17 protein-coding genes are annotated in these 24,429 nt (G+C 59.2%); 6 read left to right on the forward strand and 11 right to left on the reverse strand.

The genetic code is table 11. From position 1 onward, the window contains the following. Positions 1 to 12: 12 nt before the first annotated feature. The 6 genes from NP77_RS02510 to NP77_RS02540 all read right to left on the reverse strand — a co-directional run bounded on the left by NP77_RS02510 (position 13) and on the right by NP77_RS02540 (position 13,643). Entirely contained in the window at positions 13 to 1,398 is a 1,386-nt protein-coding gene (locus NP77_RS02510; RefSeq protein ID WP_003851021.1) for an efflux transporter outer membrane subunit, read from the reverse strand. A gap of 3 nt (positions 1,399 to 1,401) precedes the next feature. Then, entirely contained in the window at positions 1,402 to 4,503 is a 3,102-nt protein-coding gene (locus NP77_RS02515; protein ID WP_008925438.1) for an efflux RND transporter permease subunit, read from the reverse strand. Further along, positions 4,500 to 7,721, reverse strand: coding sequence for an efflux RND transporter permease subunit (locus NP77_RS02520; protein ID WP_039658919.1), 3,222 nt, complete (start codon positions 7,719 to 7,721; stop codon positions 4,500 to 4,502). Before NP77_RS02520 ends, NP77_RS02515 begins: the two co-directional genes overlap by 4 nt. Beyond that, the gene (locus tag NP77_RS02525) at positions 7,718 to 8,926 is read right to left on the reverse strand and encodes an MdtA/MuxA family multidrug efflux RND transporter periplasmic adaptor subunit (RefSeq protein WP_039658920.1); all 1,209 of its coding nucleotides are present in this window, start codon (positions 8,924 to 8,926) and stop codon (positions 7,718 to 7,720) included. Before NP77_RS02525 ends, NP77_RS02520 begins: the two co-directional genes overlap by 4 nt. A 426-nt stretch (positions 8,927 to 9,352) precedes the next feature. Further along, positions 9,353 to 11,092: a penicillin-binding transpeptidase domain-containing protein gene (locus NP77_RS02535; RefSeq protein WP_039658924.1), complete on the reverse strand. Its 1,740-nt coding sequence runs from the start codon at positions 11,090 to 11,092 to the stop codon at positions 9,353 to 9,355. Positions 11,093 to 11,369: 277 nt separating this feature from the next. Beyond that, positions 11,370 to 13,643 carry a molybdopterin guanine dinucleotide-containing S/N-oxide reductase gene (locus NP77_RS02540; RefSeq protein ID WP_039658925.1) on the reverse strand — a complete coding sequence of 758 codons (2,274 nt, stop codon included), beginning with the start codon at positions 13,641 to 13,643 and terminating at the stop codon, positions 11,370 to 11,372. Positions 13,644 to 13,833: 190 nt separating this feature from the next. On the opposite strand from NP77_RS02540, the gene galR reads away from it, so the two are divergent. After that, a complete protein-coding gene (gene galR, locus NP77_RS02545; protein ID WP_003851033.1) occupies positions 13,834 to 14,835 on the forward strand; it encodes an HTH-type transcriptional regulator GalR in 1,002 nt (333 codons plus the stop codon). 35 nt (positions 14,836 to 14,870) lie between these two features. Here the strand turns inward: galR and NP77_RS02550 are convergent, their stop codons facing one another. Then, a complete protein-coding gene (locus NP77_RS02550; RefSeq protein WP_039658927.1) occupies positions 14,871 to 17,243 on the reverse strand; it encodes a beta-N-acetylhexosaminidase in 2,373 nt (790 codons plus the stop codon). 248 nt (positions 17,244 to 17,491) lie between these two features. Here NP77_RS02550 and nrdD point away from each other — a divergent pair, with 248 nt between their 5' ends. Together nrdD and nrdG are read left to right on the forward strand one after the other, a co-directional pair. Further along, positions 17,492 to 19,630, forward strand: coding sequence for an anaerobic ribonucleoside-triphosphate reductase (gene nrdD / locus NP77_RS02555; RefSeq protein WP_008925433.1), 2,139 nt, complete (start codon positions 17,492 to 17,494; stop codon positions 19,628 to 19,630). Beyond that, positions 19,630 to 20,094 (forward strand): anaerobic ribonucleoside-triphosphate reductase-activating protein, encoded by a 465-nt coding sequence (gene nrdG, locus NP77_RS02560; protein WP_181162224.1) that lies wholly within the window; start codon positions 19,630 to 19,632, stop codon positions 20,092 to 20,094. The genes nrdD and nrdG overlap by 1 nt, the downstream gene beginning before the upstream one ends. On the opposite strand, the gene NP77_RS02565 is transcribed toward nrdG, so the two are convergent. Further along, the gene (locus NP77_RS02565; protein ID WP_039658929.1) at positions 20,086 to 20,721 is read right to left on the reverse strand and encodes an NAD-dependent epimerase/dehydratase family protein; all 636 of its coding nucleotides are present in this window, start codon (positions 20,719 to 20,721) and stop codon (positions 20,086 to 20,088) included. The genes nrdG and NP77_RS02565 overlap by 9 nt on opposite strands. A 145-nt stretch (positions 20,722 to 20,866) precedes the next feature. On the opposite strand from NP77_RS02565, the gene NP77_RS02570 reads away from it, so the two are divergent. Next, positions 20,867 to 21,388 (forward strand): type 1 glutamine amidotransferase domain-containing protein, encoded by a 522-nt coding sequence (locus NP77_RS02570; protein WP_039658930.1) that lies wholly within the window; start codon positions 20,867 to 20,869, stop codon positions 21,386 to 21,388. Between the two features lie 35 nt (positions 21,389 to 21,423). Here the strand turns inward: NP77_RS02570 and NP77_RS02575 are convergent, their stop codons facing one another. Beyond that, positions 21,424 to 21,852: a YhbP family protein gene (locus NP77_RS02575; protein ID WP_039658932.1), complete on the reverse strand. Its 429-nt coding sequence runs from the start codon at positions 21,850 to 21,852 to the stop codon at positions 21,424 to 21,426. Between the two features lie 75 nt (positions 21,853 to 21,927). Between NP77_RS02575 and NP77_RS02580 the strand changes: the two genes are divergently transcribed. After that, complete coding sequence (locus tag NP77_RS02580) at positions 21,928 to 22,221, forward strand: GIY-YIG nuclease family protein (protein WP_033743118.1); 294 nt, start codon at positions 21,928 to 21,930, stop codon at positions 22,219 to 22,221. Here NP77_RS02580 and NP77_RS02585 read toward each other — a convergent pair. Together NP77_RS02585 and NP77_RS02590 are read right to left on the reverse strand one after the other, a co-directional pair. Beyond that, a complete protein-coding gene (locus tag NP77_RS02585) occupies positions 22,205 to 22,711 on the reverse strand; it encodes a GNAT family N-acetyltransferase (RefSeq protein ID WP_008925429.1) in 507 nt (168 codons plus the stop codon). The two genes, NP77_RS02580 and NP77_RS02585, sit on opposite strands and share 17 nt — an antisense overlap. Continuing rightward, positions 22,705 to 23,229 carry an SCP2 domain-containing protein gene (locus NP77_RS02590; protein ID WP_003851052.1) on the reverse strand — a complete coding sequence of 175 codons (525 nt, stop codon included), beginning with the start codon at positions 23,227 to 23,229 and terminating at the stop codon, positions 22,705 to 22,707. Before NP77_RS02590 ends, NP77_RS02585 begins: the two co-directional genes overlap by 7 nt. 204 nt (positions 23,230 to 23,433) lie before the next feature. Between NP77_RS02590 and NP77_RS02595 the strand changes: the two genes are divergently transcribed. Beyond that, a complete protein-coding gene (locus NP77_RS02595) occupies positions 23,434 to 24,429 on the forward strand; it encodes a peptidase U32 family protein (protein WP_008925428.1) in 996 nt (331 codons plus the stop codon).

Raw genomic sequence — 24,429 nt, forward strand, 5'->3', positions numbered from 1 at the left:
TCTGATGCGGCTTCAGGGAGCCTGCCAGCCACCGCCCAGCGCGGCAATCAGCGCGACGCTGCTCACCCACTGCGTGGTCGCAAGCGTCAGCAAACTCTGCTGTGCGCTCAGGCTGCTGTTCTCAGTGGTCGCCACATCCAGGTAGTCAATCATGCCCGCCTCATACTGCAGGCGCGTCACCCGCGCCGAAGTCTGGGCCGCGTCGGTGGCGCGCTGCTGCGCGGCGATTTCGCCCTGCAGCGTGTTCAACTCCACCAGCTTATCTTCCACCTCCTGCATCGCGGTCAGCACCGTCTGACGATAGGTGGCCACGCTGGCATCCCAGCTTGCCCGCGCCTGATCGACCTTCGCCGAGGTCGCACCCGCGTCGAGCAATGTACCGCTTAGCGCCGGTCCCAGTGACCAGACGCGGTCCGGCAGCGAGAAGAGCGAATGCAGCACGGAGGCGCTGACACCACCACTCGCGCTCAGAGTCAGGTCAGGATAGTAACCGGCTACCGCCACACCGATGGCGGCATTGGCGGCGGCCATATTACGTTCGGCATACGCGATATCGGGACGGCGCTGTAACAGCTCGCCCGGCAGGGCTGCCGGAATCGCGGGTAATGTGGCCGTCAGTGGCGCAGCGGGCAGACTGAAGTCGGCCGGAGCTTTGCCAATCAGCAGCGCAATGGCGTGCTCCATCTGCGCACGCTGCCACTGATAATCCTGCGCCGAGGCGCTGGCGCTCTCCCGTTGCAGCTGCGCCTGGGCCAGCGTGGCACGCGACGCGGTGCCCGCCTGATACTGGCTGGTAATCACGTTCAGATAGTGCTGATAAGCATCAACGCTCTGCTGATAGAGCGCGATTTTCTGATCCATGATGCGCAGCTGGAAATAGTCCTGCGCCAGCTCAGACTGGGCGCTCAGGGTGATGTTGGCCAGTTCTGCCGCGCTGGCCGAAGCACTGGCGCGGTTCTCCTCCAGCGTGCGCCGCAGTTTACCCCACAGATCCAGCTCCCAGCTGGCACTCAATTCCGCCTGATGGCTGCTGCTGGTGGTGCGAACGCTGCTGTTGGTGGCATGGCTGCCGCTGCGCGTTACGCTGCCATCATAGTCCAGCGAGGGAAACAGCGCTGCACGTGACTCAGCCGCCAGAGCCTGCGCCTGCCGGTACTGCGCGGCATAGGTTGCTACGTTCTGATTCGACACGCTGACCTGGCTCAACAGCCCGCTCAGCGTAGCGTCATGGTAAACCGTCCACCACTCGCCTTTGCTTTGCGCATCCAGCGGTGTCGCCGGCTGCCAGCCTCGGGCCTCTTTATAGTGAACCGGCATCGCTACAGACGGGCGCTGATAGTCAGGACCCACGCTACAGCCGCACAGCAGCATCACAACAAACGGGATGAGAGGTTTCATGGATCAGGATTCCGCAGGGCGCAAACGACGCCATTGACGTTGAGTGGCACGGCCCAGACGATCGAGCCAAAGATAAACAACCGGCGTGGTGAACAGTGTCAGCAGCTGGCTAAGCGCCAGCCCACCTGCAATCGCTATCCCCAGCGGACTGCGCAGGTCGGCATCACCGCCGCTGCCCAGCGCCAGCGGCAAGGCGCCAAAAAAGGCGGCCAGTGTGGTCATCATGATTGGCCGGAAGCGCATCAGGCACGCCTGGGTGATCGCCTGCTGCGGCGACATGCCCAACCGCCGCTCCGCATCAATGGCGAAATCAATCATCATGATGGCGTTCTTTTTCACGATGCCGATCAACAGGATGATGCCAATCAGCGCGATCACCGTGAGCTGCGTGTTGGTCAGCAGCAGCAGCAGCATCGCTCCGACGCCCGCTGACGGCAGCGTCGAGAGAATGGTCAGCGGATGGATATAGCTCTCATAGAGCACGCCGAGCACGATGTAGACCGCCGCCAGCGCCGCCAGAATCAGCCACGGCATGGTGGCGGTCAGCTGTGAAAAGGCCGCGGCGGTACCGGCAAAACCGGCATGAATGGTCGAGGGCAGGCCCAGCTTCGCCATCGCCTGTTTAATCAGTAACTGCGCCTGCTCCAGCGAAACGCCATCATTGAGGTTAAATGCCACCGTGCTGGTGGCAGACTGGCCCTGATGCGCTACCGACAGCGGCGCGTTGCCACCGCTGAAACGGACAAAGGCGGAGAGCGGCACGCGATCACCGCTGTCGTTAATCACATAGAGTTGCTGTAGCGTCGCCGGATTCGCGGTGTCGCTGTCCTGCAGCGACATCACCACGTGATACTGATTCAGAGTGTGATAGAGCGTGGCGATCTGCCGCTGGCTGAAGGCATTATTCAGCAGTGTATCCAGCATTTTCACGTTGACGCCCAGTCGGGTGGCGCGGTCGCGGTCAATCGTCAGCTCCACCTCCTGACCGCCGGTCTGCGAGTCGGAATCTACGCTGTTAAGCTGGGGAATGGCTGCCAGCGCCGCCTGCACTTTCGGCGTCCAGACCCGCAGCAGCGCAAGATCGTCCGCCTGCAGGCTGTATTGATACGTCGCGTTAGCGCTACGTCCGCCAATGTGCAGATCCTGCGCCGCCATCAGGAACATCTGCGCCCCGGCGATATGGCTGGTTTTGCGCGTCAGTCGGTTAGCCACTTCAGTAGCCGTGGCATCGCGCTGGCTAAAATCCTTAAGCCGCACAAAGAAGTTGGCGCTGTTGCGGGAGCCAAACATCCCGCTGCCCATAGACGACATCACACTCTCGACCGCCGGATCTTTCTGAATGATCTTTGTAAACATCAGCATTTTCGGCTTCATCGCCTGGAATGAGATGTTCTGATCGGCACGCAGCGCGCCCATCAGCAGCCCGGTGTCCTGATTGGGGAAAAAGCCCTTTTGCACCACGGTAAAGAGAAAAACGTTCAGCAGCACGGTCAGCAGCAGGCTGAGCAGCGTCAGCTTCTGATGGCGCATCACCCAGGCCAGCCCGCGTCCGTAGGCAGCCAGCAGGCGGTTCAGCTGATTTTCAATAAACTGATAAAGCGGATGTGGTCGCTGGCTGACGGGCGGTTTGGGCTTTAGCAGGCGTGCGCAGAGCATCGGTGTCAGGCTGAGTGAGACGAACAGCGAGATCAGCAGCGACACGGTGAGCGTTACGGCGAATTCGCGGAACAGCCGTCCAACAATGCTGCCCATCAGCAGGATCGGGATAAACACCGCAATCAGCGACACGGTCATCGACAGCACGGTGAAGCTCACCTCCTGCGCCCCGCGCAGCGCCGCCCGCAGCGGACTCAGCCCACGCTCAATATGGCGAGTGATATTCTCCAGCACCACAATCGCATCATCCACCACGAAGCCAGTGGAGACGATCAGCGCCATCAGCGACAGGTTATCCAGGCTGTAACCCAGCAGGTACATCACCGCGCAGGTGCCGATCAGCGACACCGGCAGCGCCAGCGCCGGAATGATCACCGCCTGCAGATTGCGCAGGAAAATAAACACCACCGCAATCACCAGCAGCACCGCGATCAGCAGCGTCTCTTCGGTGTCATACAGTGAGGCGCGCACGCCGGGCGAACGGTCAACCACCACTTTCAGCTGGCTGTCAGCGGGCAGACTTTTTTCCAGCAGCGGCAATTGCGCTTTGATCGCGTCGATGGTTTCGAGCATGTTCGCGCCCGCCTGACGTTTAATGCCGATCATCACCGCAGGCGTGGCATTGAGGAATCCCGCCTGATAACGATCTTCCACCGAGTCATAGACCGTGGCGACGTCGCGCAGCCGCACCGCTTTGCCCTGCTGCCAGGTGATGATCAGATCGCGGTAGCTGGCGGCCTTTTCCAGCTGTCCGTTGCTGTCCACCAGCCACGACTGGTCACTGCTCTGCAAAATTCCTTTGGGCAGATTGGTGGTGCTGTTGGCGACAGCGGCGCGCACCGTCTCCAGCGAGATGCCGTAATGCGTCAGCTTCAGCGGCTGCAGATCGATGCGCACCGCGGGTAAAGCGCTGCCCATCAGCGAGACTTCGCCGACGCCCTGCACCTGCCCCATCACCTGTTCGATTTTGCTCTCTGCCAGGTCATAAAGCTCGCCGGGCGAGCGGGTGGCGGAGGTCAGCGCCAGCATGACAATTGGCGCATCTGACGGGTTGGCTTTGCGATAAGTGGGCAGCGAGGCCATCGCGCTCGGCAGCAGGCTGCGCGCCGCGTTGATCGCCGCCTGTACGTCGCGTGCCGCGCCATTGATATCGCGGTCCAGATCAAACTGCAGGATGACCGTGCTGGAGCCCTGCGAACTGCTGGAGGTCATCTCACTAATACCGGCAATCTGCCCCAGCGAACGCTCCAGCGGCGTCGCGACGGTGGCGGCCATCGTTTCCGGGCTGGCCCCCGCCAGGCTGGCGCTGACCATGATGGTCGGGAAATCGACCTGCGGCAGCGGTGCCACCGGCAGCAGCCGGTAGCCCAGCGCGCCGAGCAACAGTATCGCCAGCGTCAGCAACAGCGTCGCCACCGGACGAAAGATAAACAGCCGGGTCAGATTCATTGTCCACTCCGCGCCTGCTGCTGACGGCGTTTCACCCAGGCGTTGCCGCGCTGCGCCAGCCCATCAAACAGCAGGTAGATCACCGGCGTGGAAAAGAGCGTCAGCACCTGACTGACAATCAGCCCGCCGACAATCACCAGCCCCAGCGGCTGCCGCAGCTCTGCGCCCGAGCCGGAAGCCAGCATCAGCGGTAACGCGCCGAGCAACGCCGCCATGGTCGTCATCAGGATCGGGCGGAAGCGCAGCAGACAGGCCTGATGAATCGCGTCACGCGGGCTGAGATGCTGCTTATGTTCTGCCTCCAGCGCGAAGTCGATCATCATGATGGCGTTCTTTTTCACGATGCCGATGAGCAGGATGACCCCAATCAGCGCAATCAGGCTGAACTCCGTGCCTGCCAGCAACAGCGTCAGCAGCGCGCCCACCGCCGCCGACGGCAGCGTTGAGAGAATGGTGACCGGATGGATAAAGCTCTCGTAGAGGATGCCGAGTACCACATACATAGTGATCAGCGCCGCCAGAATCAGCCACAGCGTGTTGCCGGTGGCACTCTGGAACGCCGAGGTTTCGCCCTGGTAACGCAGCGTGGTGCTCTCTGGCAGGTGCAACTGCTGCCGCACGTCGGCGATCGCCCGCTGCCCATCCTCCAGCGAGTAGCCCGGATTAAGGTTGAAGGAGATCATCACCGCCGGAAACTGATTCAGCCGCATGTGCATCAGCGAGCCGGTGCGCTGATGAATAGTGGCGATAGCGGTAAGTTTCACCATGCCGCTGCTGGCCGTGTCGCTATCAGAAGCTGAGCTGGACGTCGACGTTGATGAAGACGTTGATGTTGATGACGAAGCCGTGGATGAAGCCGTGCTGGTGGTTGATGACGAGCTGCTGCCGGAAGAGGGCTGCAGATAAACATCATCAAACGACGCCGGACCCTGCTGGTAAGCCGGAGCCACTTCCAGCACCACCCGATACTGATTCGACTGGGTGAAAATAGTCGAGACCAGACGCTGACCAAAAGCGTTATAGAGCGCGGTGTCCACGTCCGACGCAGTAATGCCAAAGCGCGCCGCTTTATCGCGGTTCAGCTCAACGTATGAGACGCGCCCCTGATCCTGCAGGTTACTTACCACGCCATTAAATTCGGGCCGCTGCTGCAACGCCGCCACCATTTTTGACGACCCGCTGACCAGATTTTCACTGTCGGCGTCGTCCAGGGTGAACTGATACTGACTCGGCGAGACCTGGTCGTTGACGGTGAGATCCTGCGCCGGTTGCAGATAGAGCCGGATACCTGGCACATCGGCGGTCGCCTGTTGCAGTTGTTTAATCACCTCATCCGCTTTCACATCACGCGAGCCAAATGGCTTAAGGTTGATCTGTAACCGTCCGCTGTTGAGGCTGGTGTTGGTGCCGTCGATGCCAATCGTCGATGAGACGCTTTCCACCGCCGGGTTTTTCAGAATCAGAGCCGACAATGCCTGCTGCCGCGTGGCCATCGCTTTAAATGAGACATCCTGTGAGGCGACAGTAATGCCCTGAATCAGCCCGGTATCCTGGGTCGGAAAGAAGCCCTTCGGCACCATCATATAGAGCAGCGCGGTCAGCCCGAAGGTCGCCAGCGCCACCAGCAGCGTCAGTTTCTGATGGTTAAGTACCACGGTCAGCAGCCGGTCATAGCCGCGCACCAGCGCATCGAAAAGTTCGCCGCCCTTGCGGGAAAAAGTTGACTGCTGTTCGGGCGGAATGTGGCGCAGCAGATACGCACACAGCATTGGCGTCAGAGTCAGCGACACCAGCATCGACACCAGAATCGCCACCGCCAGCGTGATCGCGAACTCCCGAAACAGTCGCCCGACCACATCACCCATAAACAGCAGCGGGATCAGTACGGCAATCAGTGAAAAGGTGAGCGAGATGATGGTGAAGCCAATCTGCTGTGAGCCCTTCAGCGCAGCCTCCATCGGCGACTCGCCCTGCTCCAGCCGCCGGGAAATGTTCTCGACCACCACGATGGCGTCATCAATAACAAAACCGGTGGCGATAGTCAGCGCCATCAGCGACAGGTTATTCAGGCTGAAGCCTGCCAGATACATCACACCAAAGGTGCCGATCAGCGACAGCGGCACCGCCACGCTGGGGATCAGCGTAGCGGCCACGTTGCGCAGGAACAGGAAGGTCACCATCACCACCAGCGCAATCGACAGCATCAGCTCAAACTGCACATCACTGATCGAGGCGCGGATGGTCTGAGTGCGGTCGGAGAGAATCGTCATCTTCACCCCGTCCGGCAGCGCCGCCTGCAGCGCGGGGAGCTGCGCCTTGATGTTGTCCACCACCTGAATTACGTTTGCGCCCGGCTGGCGCTGCACGCTAATCACAATCGCCGGCTGGTTGTTGGCCCACGCTGACTGGAAGCTGTTCTCCGGGCCCTGTTCAATATGGGCGATATCTTTCAGGCGCAGCGCCGCGCCATTTTCATAGGTGAGAATCAGGTTGCCGTACGCGTCGGCGGTGCGCAGCTGGTCGTTGGCATCGATGGTGACCGAATGATATTTCCCGTCAAAGCCGCCTTTGGAGCCATTAACGTTGCTGTTGCCAATCAGCGTATTCACCGCCTCCAGCGTCAGATGATGCGCCGCCAGCGCCTGAGGATTCATCTGCGCCCGAATCGCGGGCTGATGTCCGCCTGCCAGCGTCACCATCCCGACACCGGAGATCTGCGACAGCTTCAGTGCTACCCGGGTATTGACCAGATCCTGCACCTCGGTCAGCGGCAGCGTGCTGGAGCTCGCCGCCAGCGTCACCACCGCACTGTCCGCCGGGTTAACCTTTTTATAGGTCGGCGGATTGGGCAGATTGTCGGGCAGCAGGTTATTCGCCGCATTGATCGCCGCCTGCACCTCCTGCTCGGCGACATCCAGCGACAGATCGAGGCTGAACTTCAGGGTAATGATCGACGCGCCGCTGGCGCTGGTGGAGCTCATCTGGCTCAGCCCGGCCATCTGCCCTAACTGGCGCTCCAGCGGCGACGTGACCGACGACGCCATGACATCCGGGCTGGCGCCCGGATAGAGCGTGGTGACCTGAATGGTCGGATAGTCGACCTGAGGCAGCGCCGAGGTCGACAGAAATTTATAGGCAAAAATGCCAGAGATCAGCACGCCGACCATCAGCAGAATGGTGGCGACCGGACGCAGGATAAACAGGCGAGACGGGTTCATTTCGACACGGCACCGGCAGCAGGTGTCTCATCGGCCAGCGTGACTTTGCTTCCGCCGGTGAGGCGATCGATCCCTTCTGTCACCAGCCGATCGCCTGGCGAAACGCCGCTGAGGATCGCCTGCTGATCGTCGCCGAACGTGGGGCCGGTGGTGACCGCTTTGCGCGTGACGGTGTGATCCTGATTGATCACAAAGACAAAGCTGCCGTCGCTGCTCAACTGCAGCGCCTGCGCCGGGATCACCGTCGCGCCTTTCAGCACCCGGAGCTGCAGCCGCAGATTGACAAACTGGTTAGCAAACAGCGACTCATCCTGGTTGGCGAACACCGCCTTCAGCGCCACGGTGCCGGTGGCGGTGTCGATCTGGTTGCTGATGAACTTTACTTCGCCGCTGGCGAGCTGATGCTGGTTGTCCTGATCAAACAGCGTGGCGGGCAGGCTCTGGCCCTGATGCAGGACGCTGACCAGCGCCGGGATATCGCTTTGCGGCACGCTAAAGGTCACGGCGGCGGGCTGCATCTGGGTGATCGTCACCAGGCCCGTGCTGCTGGCGCTCTGAACCATGTTGCCGGGGTCGATCTGACGCAAACCGACGCGCCCGCTGATCGGGGCGGTGATGCGGGCATATTCAATGCTCAGCTTCGCACTGGCGATCTGCGCCTGATCGGCGGCGACCGCACCGCGATACTGCCCGACGGTGGCAATCTGGCTGTCCAGATCCTGACGCGCCAGCGCGTCCTGTGCCGCCAGTTTGCGGTAGCGCGCCAGCGTCAGTTCGGCGCTGTTCAGCAGCGCCTGATTTTCGCTGAGTTCGCCCTGATACTGGTTCAGCGTCGCCTGATAGCTGCGCGGATCGATCTGCGCCAGCAACTGCCCGGCACTGACCTTCTGCCCTTCGGTAAAGAAAACCTGCTCCAGCTGGCCGTCAACGCGGCTGGTCACCGTCACGCTGGCGTTGGGGATCACCGTGCCGAGCGCATTGAGCCACACCGGCACATCCGCCGTGCTGGCCATACCGCTGTGAACCAGCGTCGCCCCGCCGCCCATCATGCCATGTGCGCCATGCCTGCCCGGCGGCATCCCCTCACCCGGCCCATGACCCGCCGTCAGCAGACGCCAGATAACGCCCGCGACAATCGCAACCACCAGCAACAGGAGCAGCCATTTGAGCCCAAAAGTACGCCCGGGGCGAGAAAGGTGAGTCATCGTCAAACTCTTCAGGTAAGCAGAAAAAGAAATCCCGGAACATGCGGAATGCGGCAGTGTGAACCGGCTGAGACGAGCAAAAAAACGCCAGGGTTCACGGCGGCCATTATCGGTGAAAGCCGACGCGCCTTTCTATTGGCAAACTGTCAGGGTTTCGTTAAGAACGATGATGATTTAACGGCGGTTATACAGCGGGGAAGAGAGCGTCCGGCGAGCAGGCAAAAAAAACCCACGCATCTGCGTGGGTTGGTGTAATAACAGGAATCTCACTGCCGAAGCGGTGTTGTTTTCACACCCATCAATACCTCTGGGACTGCTATCCTCGCACTGATTGACCGCGCGGGGACAGCGAGAAAACGCAACCGAATTCGGGGAAGTGCAACGAGGTGTGAATATCTTTCACGTCTCGCTTACACTCTGATTACACTAAGATTTATCCGAAGTATTGGTCGCCGGTTTCGTGTAAATGGCATCTGGCGCAATGTTCATGTGTTTCAGCACCGGCCCCATAATATTACCGAACACCGGTGCGGCAACCGAGCCACCGAAGTGATCGCCTGCCGTTGGATGGTTGATCATCACCACCAGCGCCACTTCAGGATGGCTGGCTGGCGCAATACCGGCGGTGTAGTTGACGTAGCCGCCATCATACTTGCCGCTGGTGCCCATTTTTTCCGCCGTACCGGTTTTGGTCGCCAGACGATAACCCGGCACCGCGGCTTTCAGCCCGGTTCCGCCCGGCAGGACGTCACTCTCCAGCATATGCACCACCTCTTTTACCGTTTCCGGGTTGGCAACCTGCCGCCCCATGACCGGTGGCGTAACGCGGGTGATCGACAGCGGACGGTAAACGCCATAAGAGCCGAGCGTGGCGTATTCACGGGCAATCTGCAGCGGCGTGACACGCAGGCCGTAGCCAAAGGAGAAAGTGGCTCGCTCGATATCGGCCCAGCGGGCGCGGTGCAGCGGGAAGTAGCCGACGCTTTCTCCGGTCAGCCCTAATCCGGTGGGTTTACCCAGGCCAAACGCCTGATAGGTATTCACCAGCGCTTCCGCAGGCATCGCCAGCGCGAGGTGTGATACGCCAATGTCACTCGATTTCTGCAGAATGCCCGTCATGGTCAGGCGCGGCCAGTGACCGACGTCGCGGATCAGGTGGCCGTTCACGCTATAAGGCGTGGTATCGATTACGGAATCCGGGCGCACCAGGTGGCGCTCCAGCGCCTCCATGACCACTAACGGCTTAACAGTCGATCCCGGCTCATAGCTGTCATTGATGGCCGAGTTACGCATCTGCGCCGGGGTCGCCCCTTCGTAGTTATTAGGGTTGAACGACGGATAGGAGGCCATCGCCAGAATCTCGCCGGTGTCAATTTTCACCAGCACGGCGGCGCCTGAATCCGCCTTGTTGATCAGCACGCCGTCACGCAGTTTGCTGTAAAGCGTGTACTGGTCATATTTGTCGATGCTGAGCTGCACCGTTGGCGGCTGAGTCGGCGGCTGATAGTTGATCATGGCGATGATATTGCCCGCCGCATCCTGACGATAGACCTCTTTGCCAGGCTCGCCCTGCAACACTTTATCAAAGCCTTTTTCCAGGCCATTAAGACCCACGTTATCCGCACCTACAATGCCGAGCAGCGGCGCAGAGGCCTCGCTCATCGGATAGAAACGGCTGTCGTCGTAGACTTCACTGATGCCTTTCAGCTTCAGTTCTTTAATATCTTTCGCAATGCCCAGTTCAACTTTACGGCCCAGATAGAGGAAGCGACGTTTCGGGTTAGCAGTGATCTGCGCCGCCAGCTCTTCAGGACGGGTGTTAAGCGCCGCCGCAAGATAGGCCCATTTAGCGCTGGTGAAATCGGGGTTACTCTCAAGCACACGCTGCGGATCGGCAATGACATCGCGCGATGGCACGCTAAGCGCCAGCGCTTCACCGTTACGATCCAGCAGGGTACCGCGGCTGGTCGGCAGCGTGACGGTACGTAGCGATCGCTGATCGGCTTCGTGCTCCAGCATCGGCTGATTCAGGAACTGCAGGTCCGCGACGCGCGCCAGCAGCACCACCAGACAGGTCGTGACACCCAGGCAGATCAGCCGAAAACGAAAAGGGTTAAATGGCGCTTTTATCTGGTCTTTTCCCAGTAGTTTTTTAATCCGGGGCATGGCATTCCGCTGCGCAAAATAAGAGAAAGAGGCTGGTGCCAGCAGTTATAAAGAAAGCGCTGGCTGTATAACAGGAAAACTGTGTATCAGTTCGTTATCGGCCGCAGATTTTGGGCAAAAAAAACCTGCGCATCTGCGCAGGTTGGTGTAATCAAGAAAATCTATTGATGTTCACCCATCAATACCTCTGGGACCCTGAATGTAGCAAGAGGGATTAATCGGCTGCTATCTCTCAAACGCAACAGTTACCCGCAAAATGTAACCAGCCATGAGATCCTTACGCTATTGTGCAATCCTGATGTTTTTTGATTTCCACCAGGCAACTCATGGCGTTTGGTCCCTGCGTCAGCGACGAGGTTCCGATATCGAGCGTCAGCACATTGGGGTTACCCGCGCGATCGTGCGGCTGCCACGCCTTGCCAAAACCAGGATCAAACCAGGCACCGGTAGAGATAATGACCACGCCCTGCGTCACGCCCTCGGTGATCCGCACGCCCGCCAGCATCACGCCGCGTGCGTTGCTCACCTCAATCTCGTCGCCCTCCACCAGACCGCGCGCTGCTGCATCCTGTGGATGCATGTAGAGCGTTTCGTGTCCGGCAGTTTTATTGCCCTGCACCGTTTCGGTGGCATCCAGCTGGCTGTGTAACCGGTCCGAAGGCTGAATTGAGATCATGTGCAGCGGATAGTCGTGGCTGACCGGCGAGCCGAGCCACTCCTGCGGTTCACGCCACTCCGGATGACCGGCAAAATCGTCAAGCTGGTAGTCCGCAATGGTCTGGCTGAAAAGCTCGATTTTGCCGCTGGCGGTTTTAATCGGGTTCGCCTGCGCATCGGCGCGGAACGCCTCCATAAACTGATAGGGCTTGCCGCCTTCCGGAATTTCCACAAAGCCGCGCTGCCAGAACGCATCAAATTCGGGGAAATCGATGCCTTTGCGCTGATGCGCGGTCGCACACTGCTGATAAAGATGGGCGATCCACTGCATCTCATTGCGCCCTTCGGTGAAGGTGTCGCGATAGCCGAGGCGCTCGGCCAGGTCCGCAAAAATATCGAAGTCGTTGCGCGCCTGGTGCTGCGGTTTGATCGCCTGATGCATCGCCAGCACAAAGCGATCGCGTGAGGAGCCACCGATATCATTGCGCTCGAGCGTGGTGGTGGCAGGCAGCACGATATCCGCCATCTGCGCAGCAGGCGTCCAGACGATATCCTGCACGACCACCGTATCGGGCCGTTGCCAGCCCTCCACCAGCCGGTTCAGCTGCTGGTGATGATGGAACGGATTGCCGCCCGCCCAGTGCACCATGTGAATGTCAGGATAGTGCAGCGTTTCGCCCTGGAAGCGGTACGGCTGGCCGGGATTGAGCAGCATGTCGCTGATGCGCGCCACCGGAATCGACAGCCCGGACGGATTGGGGCCGGTGCTCATCATCGGGGCTGGCCCCTCCTGACGCGGGTTGCCAACGCTGTTCATTGAACCGTGACCAAAGGAGAAACCTGCGCCCGGCAGGCCTGGCTGGCCGAGCATCGACGACAGCGCAATCATCATCCAGTAAGGCTGTTCGCCGCGATGGGCGCGCTGAACGGAATAGGAGCAGGTCATAAAGCTGCGCTTGCCGGTCAGCTGCTGCGCCAGCTGCACAATTCTATCCGCTGGAATGCCGGTGATACGACTGGCCCAGCCAGCGGTTTTCGCCACGCCGTCGGTTTCACCCAGCAGATAGGCTCGCAGCTGCGGCCAGCCGGTGCAGTGGCTGGCGAGAAACGCTTCGTCAACCGCGCCGCGCTGGGTGATTTCATAGCCCAGCGCCAGCATCAGCGCCACGTCGGTATTGGGGCGAATCGGGATCCACTCGGCGTTAACGAATTCCGGGCAGTCATCGCGCATCGGGCTGATGTTGATTACCGGCGTCCCTTTGGCCGCCAGCTGCATCAGCGCCGGTTTCAGGCTGTGCTGCCCTGCGCCACCCGAGGCAACCTGGGCGTTTTTCAGCGCCAGCCCACCAAAAGCGACAAAAATTTCGGCGTGTTCCACCACCTGCGGCCATTCGGTGACGCGCCCGGTCAGCGGCATATACGTGCCGATTACATAGGGCAGGAAGAACTGCGCGGCACCCCAGCTGTAGTTGCCCTGCTGATCGACGCCACCGCCACCCTGAAAGTAGAAACGACGAACCAGGGTGCGGGCGTGATTAACGCGTCCAGCCGATGACCAGCCGTAGGAGCCGTTGAAAATGCCCGATGCACCGTAACGCTCGCGCACGCGGCGATTCTCCTCCGCCACCAGGTCCAGCGCGGTTTCCCAGTCGACGGCGACAAAATCTTCCCGGCCACGCAGCGTGCGATCGCTCTTTTCGCGTGACTTTAGCCACGACCGACGCACCATCGGCTGGCGAATGCGTTTGTCGGAGTAGACCAGTTCAGGAATGGTGTGGATCATCGGTGACGGATCGGCATCGGCGAAGAAGGGTTCGCAGCCAATCAGGCGATCGTTTTCAGTGACGGCGGTAAAGGCGCCCCAGTGAGCCAGATGTGGCACTTTGGTTTTCATCGTTGTTTTTCACGGTAGCCAGGTGGGAGATTGAGCATAACACGGGGCGGCGGCTGAGCAGAAGATGTGCCTGAGTGCCCGATTTCGCCCCTTTTTGCGACGACGCTGACATTCTGTCGGGTTGATGTGTCCGCCCTTTTCCGTAACACTGATGTGATGTGTAAACGTTTTCCCCAAAGCAGGTCAACGCATGGCTACCATAAAGGATGTTGCGCGACTGGCGGGCGTTTCTGTCGCCACAGTCTCACGTGTAATCAATAATTCTCCCAAAGCCAGCGACAGCTCCCGACAGGCCGTAGGCCAGGCGATGGAGCAGCTTCAGTATCACCCGAATGCCAACGCACGCGCGCTGGCGCAACAATCGACCGAAACGCTCGGCCTGATTGTCGGTGACGTCTCCGATCCCTTTTTTGGCGCGATGGTTAAAGCCGTGGATGAGGTGGCAGGCGATACCGGTAACTTTTTGCTGATTGGTAACGGTTACCATAATGAGCAAAAAGAACGGCAGGCGATTGAACAGCTGATGCGTCATCGCTGCGCGGCGCTGGTGGTTCACGCCAAGAAAATTCCCGACGCAGAGCTGGAAGTGCTGATGAAGCAGGTGCCCGGTATGGTGCTGCTGAACCGGCTGATAAAAGGCTTTGAAAAGCGCTGTATTGCGCTTGACGATCGCTACGGTGCCTGGCTTGCCACCCGTCATCTGATCCAGCTCGGCCATCAGAATATCGCCTTTATCTGTTCGACCCACACCATCTCTGATGCCGAAGATCGCCTGCAGGGTTACTACGATGCGCTGAAAGAGCACGGCCTGCCGTGCAGCGACCGGCTGGTCACCTGGGGCGAACCGGATGAAGTCGGCGGTGAGCAGGCGATGACGGAACTGCTGGGGCGCGGCAGGAACTTTACCGCTGTCGCCTGTTACAACGACTCGATGGCGGCAGGTGCACTGGCAGTGCTGAGCGATAACGGTGTTCGCGTGCCGGAAGAGATGTCACTGATCGGCTTTGATGATGTGCTGGTGTCGCGCTATGTGCGACCGCGCCTCACCACCGTCCGCTATCCGATTGTCACCATGGCGCAGCAGGCAGCCCAGCTTGCGCTGGCACTGGCTAACGATCTGCCGCTGCCAGAAGTCACCCACATGTTCAGCCCGACGCTGGTGCGTCGCCATTCAGTCAGCGGCCCGGCCTGATGCCACGGTGGCCGGTTCCGCACCGGCCACCGCATTTACTGAAAGGCGCGCAACAGCGTCTCCAGCGGCCTGACCAGCGCAATCACCGTTTCATCCTGCACCTGCGCAGCGGCATCGAGTGTCGCATGCATCTCCGCCACTTCGCTGGCACCAAACGCCTGATTGCGGACGTAAGCATTCACCAGCGCGAGGCCCATGGTGCTCAGCACCTCAATCTGCTGCACGCTGTGTGCCAGCGGCTTCAGCGTCGCGCTACCGTTGATGATCGGCATTACCGCAGTCGTGTTGGCCTGCCAGCGCTGCAGCGGCGCACGAACTGCGGAGGCAGCGGCCGGGTTATTACGGTTGGCGATTAACACGGCGACATGCTGCGCCAGCTGGCGCACCGCCTCACTCTCGGCAGGCAGCACATCCGCCAGCCGGTTTAACGGCTCGTGATAGTCGTAATGGCCCGCCTGAAACTTCAGATGCTGGCGGGTGTAGTACTGCGCCGGTTCCAGCACCTCAGCCAGTATTTGCAGTGGGGCAATATCGTGCCCGTTGGCCAGCCGCATCATCTGCTGCTCCGTCTGGGCTTGCTGCAGCGTTCCCACCGATACAGTGCTCCAGCGATCCATCGCTGACAGCCGCGAATACATTGAATCCATGTTCGTGACATCCTCTGCCGACCATAACCGCTCAGCCACCACAAAGGCGCGCGGCCACAATTTGGTATCAATAATCTGGCTGTTGATGTTTTCCGCCCACAGCGCTGCCTCACCACCCAGCAGATTGTGCTGCACCTGTTCTGGCGTGGGCAGCACGGGCGCGATGCCCGCCGGCGGCTGCATCAGGCGCTGACCGCTGGTGGGATAACGGACGTTGCCTACCAGCACATAGCCTTTGAGGGACGGCTGCTGCAGCGTGAACACCGGCTGGAACGGTCCCATCCAGCTATCCACGCTGAACTGCACCTGCTGCGTCGAGAGCCAGTTGATCTCACGGATCATCCGCCGGGACTTGCCGTCGAAGTCGATAAAACCGCGCCAGCCCGACTCGCCCTGAATGAGCGTAAAGCTGCCCTTCACCGGGCTGCCTTTGAGGCGCGGCATCGTGAATGACCAGCTCTGCGCCTGATCGCCGGGCCGCAGACGATCCAGGCCGTTGAGCCCGCGCGGCGTGACCTCATTGCGGTAGTGGTAGCTGGCAGGCTGGGGCTGATCGAGGTAGAACCCGGTGGAGAGAATGCCGCGCGTGTTCTCTTTTGCCAGCGCACTCAGCGTATCCTGGCCCTGCCACGACTGGATCAGAATGCTGCGCGGCAGATCGGGATGGGCGATCTCATCCCAGCCCACCATCTGACGGTGATGGGCTTCCAGGATCTTTTCCACCCGCTGATTGAAGTACGCCTGAAGCGCATGCGCATCTTTCAGATTGTGATCGCGCATGAACTGCTGAATCGCGGGTGAGTCGTTCCACTGGGTGGGATCGACTTCATCGCCGCCGATGTGTAGCCAGGGGTCGGGGAAGATCGCCGCCATCTCACCCACCAGCGTGTCGATCACCTCATAAACCTGTTCGTTACTGGGATCGAGCAGCGGTTTAAAGACGCCCCAGCCGCGCTCCATCTGATAATTTCCCGGTCTGCTTATCAGCTCCGGCATCGCCACCGCCAGCGCAGAGGCGTGTCCCGGCATATCCAGCTCAGGCACCACACGCACCCCACGCTCGGTGGCATATTTCACAATCTCCCGCATCTGCTGCTGACTGTAGTAGTTGCCATCGCTGGCTTTCTGCTGCAGCTGGGGATAGTGGCTGGAGGCAAAGCGCCAGCCCTGATCGTCAGTGAGATGCCAGTGAAAGACGTTCATTCGCGCGGCGGCCAGGCCGTCGATCTGACGTTTAAGTGTCTCTACCGGCATAAAGTGGCGCGCTGTGTCGATCAGCACACCACGCCACGGAAAGCGGGGATGATCGTGGATGGTCACGTAAGGAATCGTCGTGCCCTGTGCACCGTTCTGGATAAGTTGCAGCAGGGTTTCCATACCGCGCATCGCGCCAAAACGGCTGGGTGAAGTTAACAGGACGCCGTCGCCATCGACCTGCAACTGATAGCTCTCATCGCTGTCGGGCAGTGGCAGCGGGTCCACCGCCTTTGCAATGACGATACGTATAGTCGGCGCGGCCACCGGCTGGGATGCAGGCAACAGCGGCCAGCCCGTCTGGTTACTGATTCGCGCCAGCCAGCGTGCTTCAGCACCTGCCAGATGATCACCTGAGATTTGCAGCGTCAATTGCGGCGTCAGGGTAAGTGCACCGCCACTGGCGGGCTGCTCCACCTGCTGCGGCCAGGGCATCAGTGGCAGCGGACTGGCCAGGACGAGTGGACAAAAGGCTGAAAGCAGGAGCAGAGAACGGGGTAACCACATTGGCGGGCATCCTTGTGACGTCAACGTTTTAACAGGGCATAACGTTGATTAAAGTTGCTGCACGCCAATACGCCAGTTAATCACCCGGAAACCTGATCTCAAAACCTGATTCTTACCTCAGTCGGCATTCCCTGCCGTGTTGAATCTTCCTTGTTTCAGGTCAAAACAGAACGCAATAATTCGCAGCAATCACTACATGTAGGGGATAGAATCCATCACACACCTATATGTAGTTTACGGAGAGAGAAATGGCGACGGTGGTCATCAAGCGTGATGGATGTCGGACGGGTTTTGATGCGCAGCGTATTGAGCAGGCCGTCGCGGCGGCGGCACAGGCAGCAGAGGTCGATGACCTGGCCTGGTGCACGCAGGTCGCTGAGCAGGTTGCCCTGCGGCTGGCCGATCGTCCGGAAGTGGATATCCGGGAGATTCAGTGTGCAGTGGAAGAAACGCTGATGGCGGGCCCATACCCGCAGCTGGCGCGCGCTTACATTGAATACCGGCACGATCGCGATGTCGCTCGCGATCGTCAGAGCCAGTTACATCACGCCATTCGCGGCCTGGTCGATCAGACCAACGCGGCGCTGCTGAATGAAAACGCCAACAAAGACAGCAAAGTGATCCCAACGCAGCGCGATCTGCTGGCCGGGATCGTGGCAAAGCACTACGCGCAGCAGCAGATCCTGCCGCGCGATGTGGTGCTGGCGCACGAGCGCGGCGAGATCCACTATCACGATCTCGACTACTCGCCCTTCTTCCCGATGTTCAACTGCATGCTGATCGATCTGAAAGGTATGCTGACCAACGGCTTCAAAATGGGCAATGCTGAGATCGAGCCGCCTAAATCGATCGCCACCGCCACCGCCGTCACGGCGCAGATCATCGCCCAGGTCGCCAGCCACATTTACGGTGGCACCACCATAAACCGCATTGATGAAGTGCTCGCTCCGTTTGTTGAGCAGAGCTATACCCGGCATCTGGCGATTGCTGAGCAGTGGCAGATTCCACAGGCAGAAGAGTATGCACGCCAGCGTACGGAGAAAGAGTGCTACGACGCTTTTCAGTCGCTGGAGTATGAGGTGAATACCCTGCACACCGCCAATGGCCAGACGCCGTTTGTCACCTTTGGTTTTGGTCTGGGGACTGACTGGGCAGCGCGGCTGATTCAGCAGTCAATTCTGCGCAACCGACTGGCGGGGCTGGGTAAAAATCGCAAAACAGCGGTGTTTCCAAAACTGGTGTTCAGCATTCGCGAGGGCGTTAACCGCCGGGCGGGCGACGTTAACTACGACATCAAGCAACTGGCGCTGGAGTGTGCCAGCAAGCGGATGTATCCCGACATCCTCAATTACGATCAGGTGGTGAAAGTGACCGGCTCATTTAAAACCCCAATGGGCTGCCGCAGCTTCCTGGGCGTTTATGAAGAGAATGGCGAGCAGATTCATGAAGGGCGCAATAATATCGGCGTGATCAGCCTGAATCTGCCGCGCATTGCGCTGGAAGCAGGCGGCGATGAGGCGCGTTTCTGGAGGCTGCTCGATGCGCGCCTGCTGCTGGCTAAGCGGGCGCTCATGACGCGGGTGGCGCGGCTGGAGAAAACCAAAGCACGCGTCGCGCCCATCCTCTACATGGAAGGCGCCTGTGGCGTCCGGCTGAATGCGGATGATGAAGTCGGTCCTATTTTCCGAAACGGCCGTGCATCGCTGTCGCTGGGCTATATCGGCCTGCACGAAACCCTGAATGCACTCAGCGGCGGTCATAAACACCCTTACGATGACGCGGCGCTGCGTGCTAAAGGTGTGGAGATTATCGCCTGTATGCGTGATGCCACCGAGCGCTGGAAAGAGGAAACCAGCTACGGTTTTAGCCTTTACAGCACGCCGAGCGAGAATCTGTGCGACCGCTTTTGCCGTCTTGATGCCGCGCAGTTTGGCCTGGTGCCGGGCGTCACCGACAAGGGCTACTACACCAACAGCTTCCATCTCGACGTTGAGAAGAAGGTCAATCCTTACGACAAAATCGACTTTGAAGCACCCTATCCGCCGCTGTCGAATGGCGGATTCATCTGTTACGGCGAATACCCGAATGTGCAGCACAATCTCAAAGCGCTGGAGGATGTCTGGGATTACAGCTATGACCGCGTGCCCTATTACGGCACTAACACACCGATTGATGAATGCTACGAGTGCGGCTTCAACGGCGAGTTCACCTGTACCAGCCGCGGCTTTACCTGCCCGAACTGCGGCAACCACGATCCGGCGCGCGTCTCTGTCACCCGACGGGTCTGTGGCTATCTGGGCAGTCCGGATGCACGGCCGTTTAACGCCGGTAAGCAGCAGGAAGTGCAGCGTCGGGTAAAACATCTTGAAGAGGGACCGCTGGGATGATGCATATCCATCGCTACTATGATGTCGATATTATTAATGGTCCCGGCACCCGCTGCACACTGTTTGTCGCCGGTTGCGAACATCAGTGTCGCGGCTGCTACAACCAGAGCACCTGGCGGCTCGACTCCGGCGTGCCCTTTACACTTGAGATGGAGGAGCAACTGCTGGCGGATTTGCAGGATACGCGCATTCCGCGCCAGGGATTGTCGCTGAGCGGCGGCGATCCGCTGCATCCGCAAAACGTGCCGCACATCCGCCGTCTGGTAAAACGGGTGCGGCAGGCGTGCCCCGATAAAGATATCTGGCTCTGGACCGGTTACCGGATGCAGGAGCTGAACAGCGCGCAGCGCGCTGTGCTGGACTATCTCGACGTACTGATCGATGGTCGCTTTGTCGAAGAAGAGAAAGATGCCACGCTGCAATGGCGCGGCAGTCGTAATCAGATTATCTGGCCGTTACGCTGAGTGACGCGGGATATCGCCTGACTCAATGACAGTGACACTCTCACCTCCCTGGGTGAAAGCCTGCTGGTGCAGACAGCGCGCGACGTCGCGCGCATGCACGGCGCGCCAGTTACCCGGCAGCAGCGCGAAAACCGGCCCCGCCAGGCTTTCACCGCCGCGCTTCTGCTTGCGCTCTCCCAGCAGCAGTGAAGGCCGCACCAGCGTCAGGCGCGGCCAGCCCTGATGACGCAGCGCATTCTCCATTTCACCTTTAACACGATTATATAAAAACGGTGAGTGACGACTGGCGCCGTGCGCGCTGACCACCATCATCTGCTTCGCCCCTAAGCGTAATCCGCACAATGCACTGTCCACGACCAGAGTGTAATCGACGTGGATGAATGCCTGTTTGCTGCCCGCCTGCTTACGCGTGGTGCCAAGACAGCAGAACACCGTATCCAGTGAACAGTCCAGCGGCCCCAGCACATCGGTGAGATCGGCTTCAACCGGGTTCACGACTTTCTGCATCACAGGCAGTGGCCGTCGGGTTGGCGCGATGATTTCATCGACGCGCGGATCCTGAATCAGTAAGCGCAGCAGATGCGACCCGACTAAGCCGGTTGCACCGGTCAGTAATACGCGATTCATCTCAGATTTGTCCTTATTTCACTGCGTATAGGTTAAAAGATAGCTGATCTTCACGGGCTGGCTTGCGTTCTGACTCTCAGCGACCAGACTTACAGCGTTATCCGGAAAGCGCGCCTCGCGCTCCACAAATTTCAGGAGGAAAAAGATGAGCAAGAAAGTTGCGGTTTTAATTACCGATGAATTTGAAGACTCAGAATTTACTTCACCTGCGGAAGTGTATAAACGCGCTGGTTTTGAGGTGGTTACCATTGAGAAACAAGCCGGTAATGTTGTTAAAGGCAAGCAAGGCGAAGCGGAAGTGACCATCGATCTCAGCATCGATGACGTCAGCCCGGCTGAATTTGACGCCCTGCTTCTGCCAGGCGGTCACTCGCCTGACGCCCTGCGCGGCGACGATCGTTTCGTGGCCTTTACCAAAGAGTTTGTTGCCAGCGGCAAGCCCATTTTTGCCATTTGCCACGGGCCACAGTTGCTGATCAGCGCGAATGGCGTTCGCGGTCGCAAGATGACCACGGTTAAAGCCGTTGCCATTGACCTGATCAATGCCGGTGCTGACTTCCATGATAAAGAAGTGGTGGTAGACGGCGATAAGCTGGTCACCAGCCGCACGCCGCACGATTTACCGGCCTTTAATCGTGAATCCCTGCGGATCCTCGAAGCGCTGTAAACCCGATACGCCCTTTTCAGCTGAAAGGGGCGTTTCTATTTTTCCCGCACCCAGGCAATTTTCTTGCCGAATCCCAGCGCATTATCCGTCATTTTCACCTCATCCAGCTCAATCTCCCACAGCGGTGCCGACACTTTGCGTGAGACCGGAAAACGTTTCTGGTAAGCGGCTCTGGCAATCTGCTCTGTGGCCTCCTCCAGCCTTTTAATCCGGCCACGATACTGCACCCCTTTTATCAGCAACACACTTCTGGGCTGACCATTGACGGTGCCCGCCACCTGCGGATTCTGCACCATCAACTCGCCATGGCGGGTATCGGGTTCGGTCATGATCCAGAAGACCATGCGCGTCTCATCAAAGACGTAATAGCAGTTAGCGCACCACAGCTGATCGTCGGCGGTACAGCAGAGTGAAAGCACATGCTGCTTTCTGAGGTAGCGAACCAGATGGGCGTGATCGGACAAGATAAACTCCTGGCGGTGCACCAGAGCGTGAAGCGCGCTACACTGCCCGGCACCTTTTTTTGGGAAATGATTGCGATGAGTCAGCAGTGGCAACTCTACATCGTCCGCACGGCGAAAGGGATTCTGTACACCGGCATCACCACGGATGTGGTGCGCCGGGTCGCTCAGCACCAGAGCGGGCGTGGCGCACGTGCGCTACGCGGCAAAGGTCCGCTGGACCTGGTGTTTCACTGTGCAGCGGGCGATCGTGCCAGCGCCTCCAGACTGGAGTATCAGGTTAAGCAACTGCCCCGCCAACAGAAATTACTGCTGGTGGCGGCTCAGCCGATCAGTCTGGAGAGCTGGCTGAGTATTACGGCTGGCGATTAAAGGGTTCGGCGTAGTCGATCTGCCCTTCCGCGCCGTCATAAGCATTCTCCGCCAGACGGTAGACCTGGAATGCGGCCTCTGTTCCCGGCCAGCGACTGCGCAGACCGTAACGTGCCGCCGGTTCAAAACCAAAACGGTTGAACAGCGCCGGATCGCCCAGCACGACGACCGCGCTGTAGCCAAATTCATTGAGCGTATCCAGCCCCTCATAAATCAGCTTGCTGGCCAGACCCTGGCCGCGTAGCGTCTCATCGACGGCCAGCGGTGCCAGAGCCACCCAGCCGCGATCTTCACCCTGAACGCTGACCGGACTGAATGCGGCATAACCCAGCACCTGTCCTTCCTCATCAGTGGCGACCACGCCGAGCGTCAGCAGACCATCTTCACGCAGCGCCTGAGTCAGTTCCGCTTCTGCCGGGGTGCTGAAGCAGCGTTTGAGCAATGCGTCGATGCCCGCGGCATCAACACCAATTTCGCTACGGATCAACATGCGGCACCCGCGCGCGCCCGTGCGGCCTTCGCGTCCTGTTTCATACCGGCATCGATAAATTTCGCCATCTGTTCAATTGCCGTGCGTAACGCGGTGGGCATAGCCTCAGGTTCAATAGCATCCATTACGTTCTTCACCTCAAGTCCCAGTTCAGTGTCACCTTCAATCACCAGCCGGCGTTGAAAGAACAGCATATCGGGATCTGCTTTACGTGCTGCCACCAGCAACAGATCATTGGCATTGCCCCGAAACCAGACATCCGCTTCGGACTGTTGCAATACCGCCAGTCGGCCGTCCTGCAGCGTGGTGATCCAGTGCAGATTGAGATCGGCAATCTCGATACCCAGCAGGCGACCGTTCAGAAAGTCTAACTCACCTTCAGCCAAAGCATGGCGAAATTGCCAGTTTAAGAGTTGTTGCAGAATCAACTGTTTGACCGGAAATGGGGTGAGTGCTGCGGGTAACCCTAAGATTTTAGGGCCGTTTTTTACAAAATGGGCATGTATCCGCTCTAACACTTTCGTCACTCCCTTTAGAAAATTTTACGTATATTGCCATATCCTTTTCTGCGCGCCTCCTCTGAGATCAATAAAAACGGCTGCGGTGGCAAGGAAAAAAGTGCCGCAAGGGCCGATGAACTGGAATTTCACTGCCCCAAATCAAAACACTGCCCGGATCAGATGCCTAGACTCGACGCCCATCGCATGTTGAGAGGAACATCTATGGAACTGCTCTGTCCGGCAGGAAATTTACCCGCCGTCCGCACCGCCACAGAGAATGGGGCTGATGCAGTCTATGTGGGACTGAAAGATGACACCAATGCCCGTCACTTTGCGGGCCTGAATTTCACCGATAAAAAGCTGGCTGAAGCGGCGCGCTATCTGCATCAGCATCGGCGCAAACTGCATGTGGCAATTAACACGTTTGCCCATCCGGATGGTATGGGGCGCTGGCAGCGGGCAATCGATGTAGCGGCGCAAAACGGCGCCGATGCGCTGATCCTGGCCGATATCGCCACGCTGGAATATGCCGCGAAGCACTATCCGCAGGTTGAACGTCATCTCTCTGTCCAGGCTTCCGCGACCAATCTGGAGGCAATTCGCTTTTACCATCGCCACTTCAATCTGCAACGTGTCGTGCTGCCGCGCGTGCTGTCGATTCATCAGGTTAAACAGCTGGCGCGCAGCACGCCGGTGCCGCTGGAGGTGTTCGCCTTTGGCAGCCTGTGCATTATGGCCGAAGGCCGCTGCTACCTCTCCTCCTGGCTGACTGGCGAATCACCTAACAGCGCGGGCGCCTGTTCCCCGGCGAAATTTGTGCGCTGGCAGCAGACGCCAAAGGGCATGGAGTCACGTCTCAATGAAGTGCTGATTGATCGCTACGCGCCGGACGAAAGTGCAGGTTACCCGACGCTATGTAAAGGGCGTTATGAGGTTAACAATCAGCGTTATCACGTGCTGGAAGAACCCACCAGCCTCAACACCCTGGAACTGCTGCCGGAACTGCTGCGGGCAGGCATCGCCTCAGTGAAAATCGAAGGCCGTCAGCGCAGCCCCGCCTATGTTGCTGACGTGGCGCGCGTCTGGCGTCAGGCCATCGATCGCTGCAAAGCGCAGCCGGAACAGTTTGACGTCGCGCCGCAGTGGATGCAGACGCTGGGCGATCTCTCCGAAGGGACGCAAACCACGCTGGGTGCTTATCACCGTGAATGGCAATAA

Source organism: Pantoea sp. MBLJ3 (assembly GCF_000816655.1).
Taxonomy (GTDB): domain Bacteria; phylum Pseudomonadota; class Gammaproteobacteria; order Enterobacterales; family Enterobacteriaceae; genus Pantoea; species Pantoea eucalypti.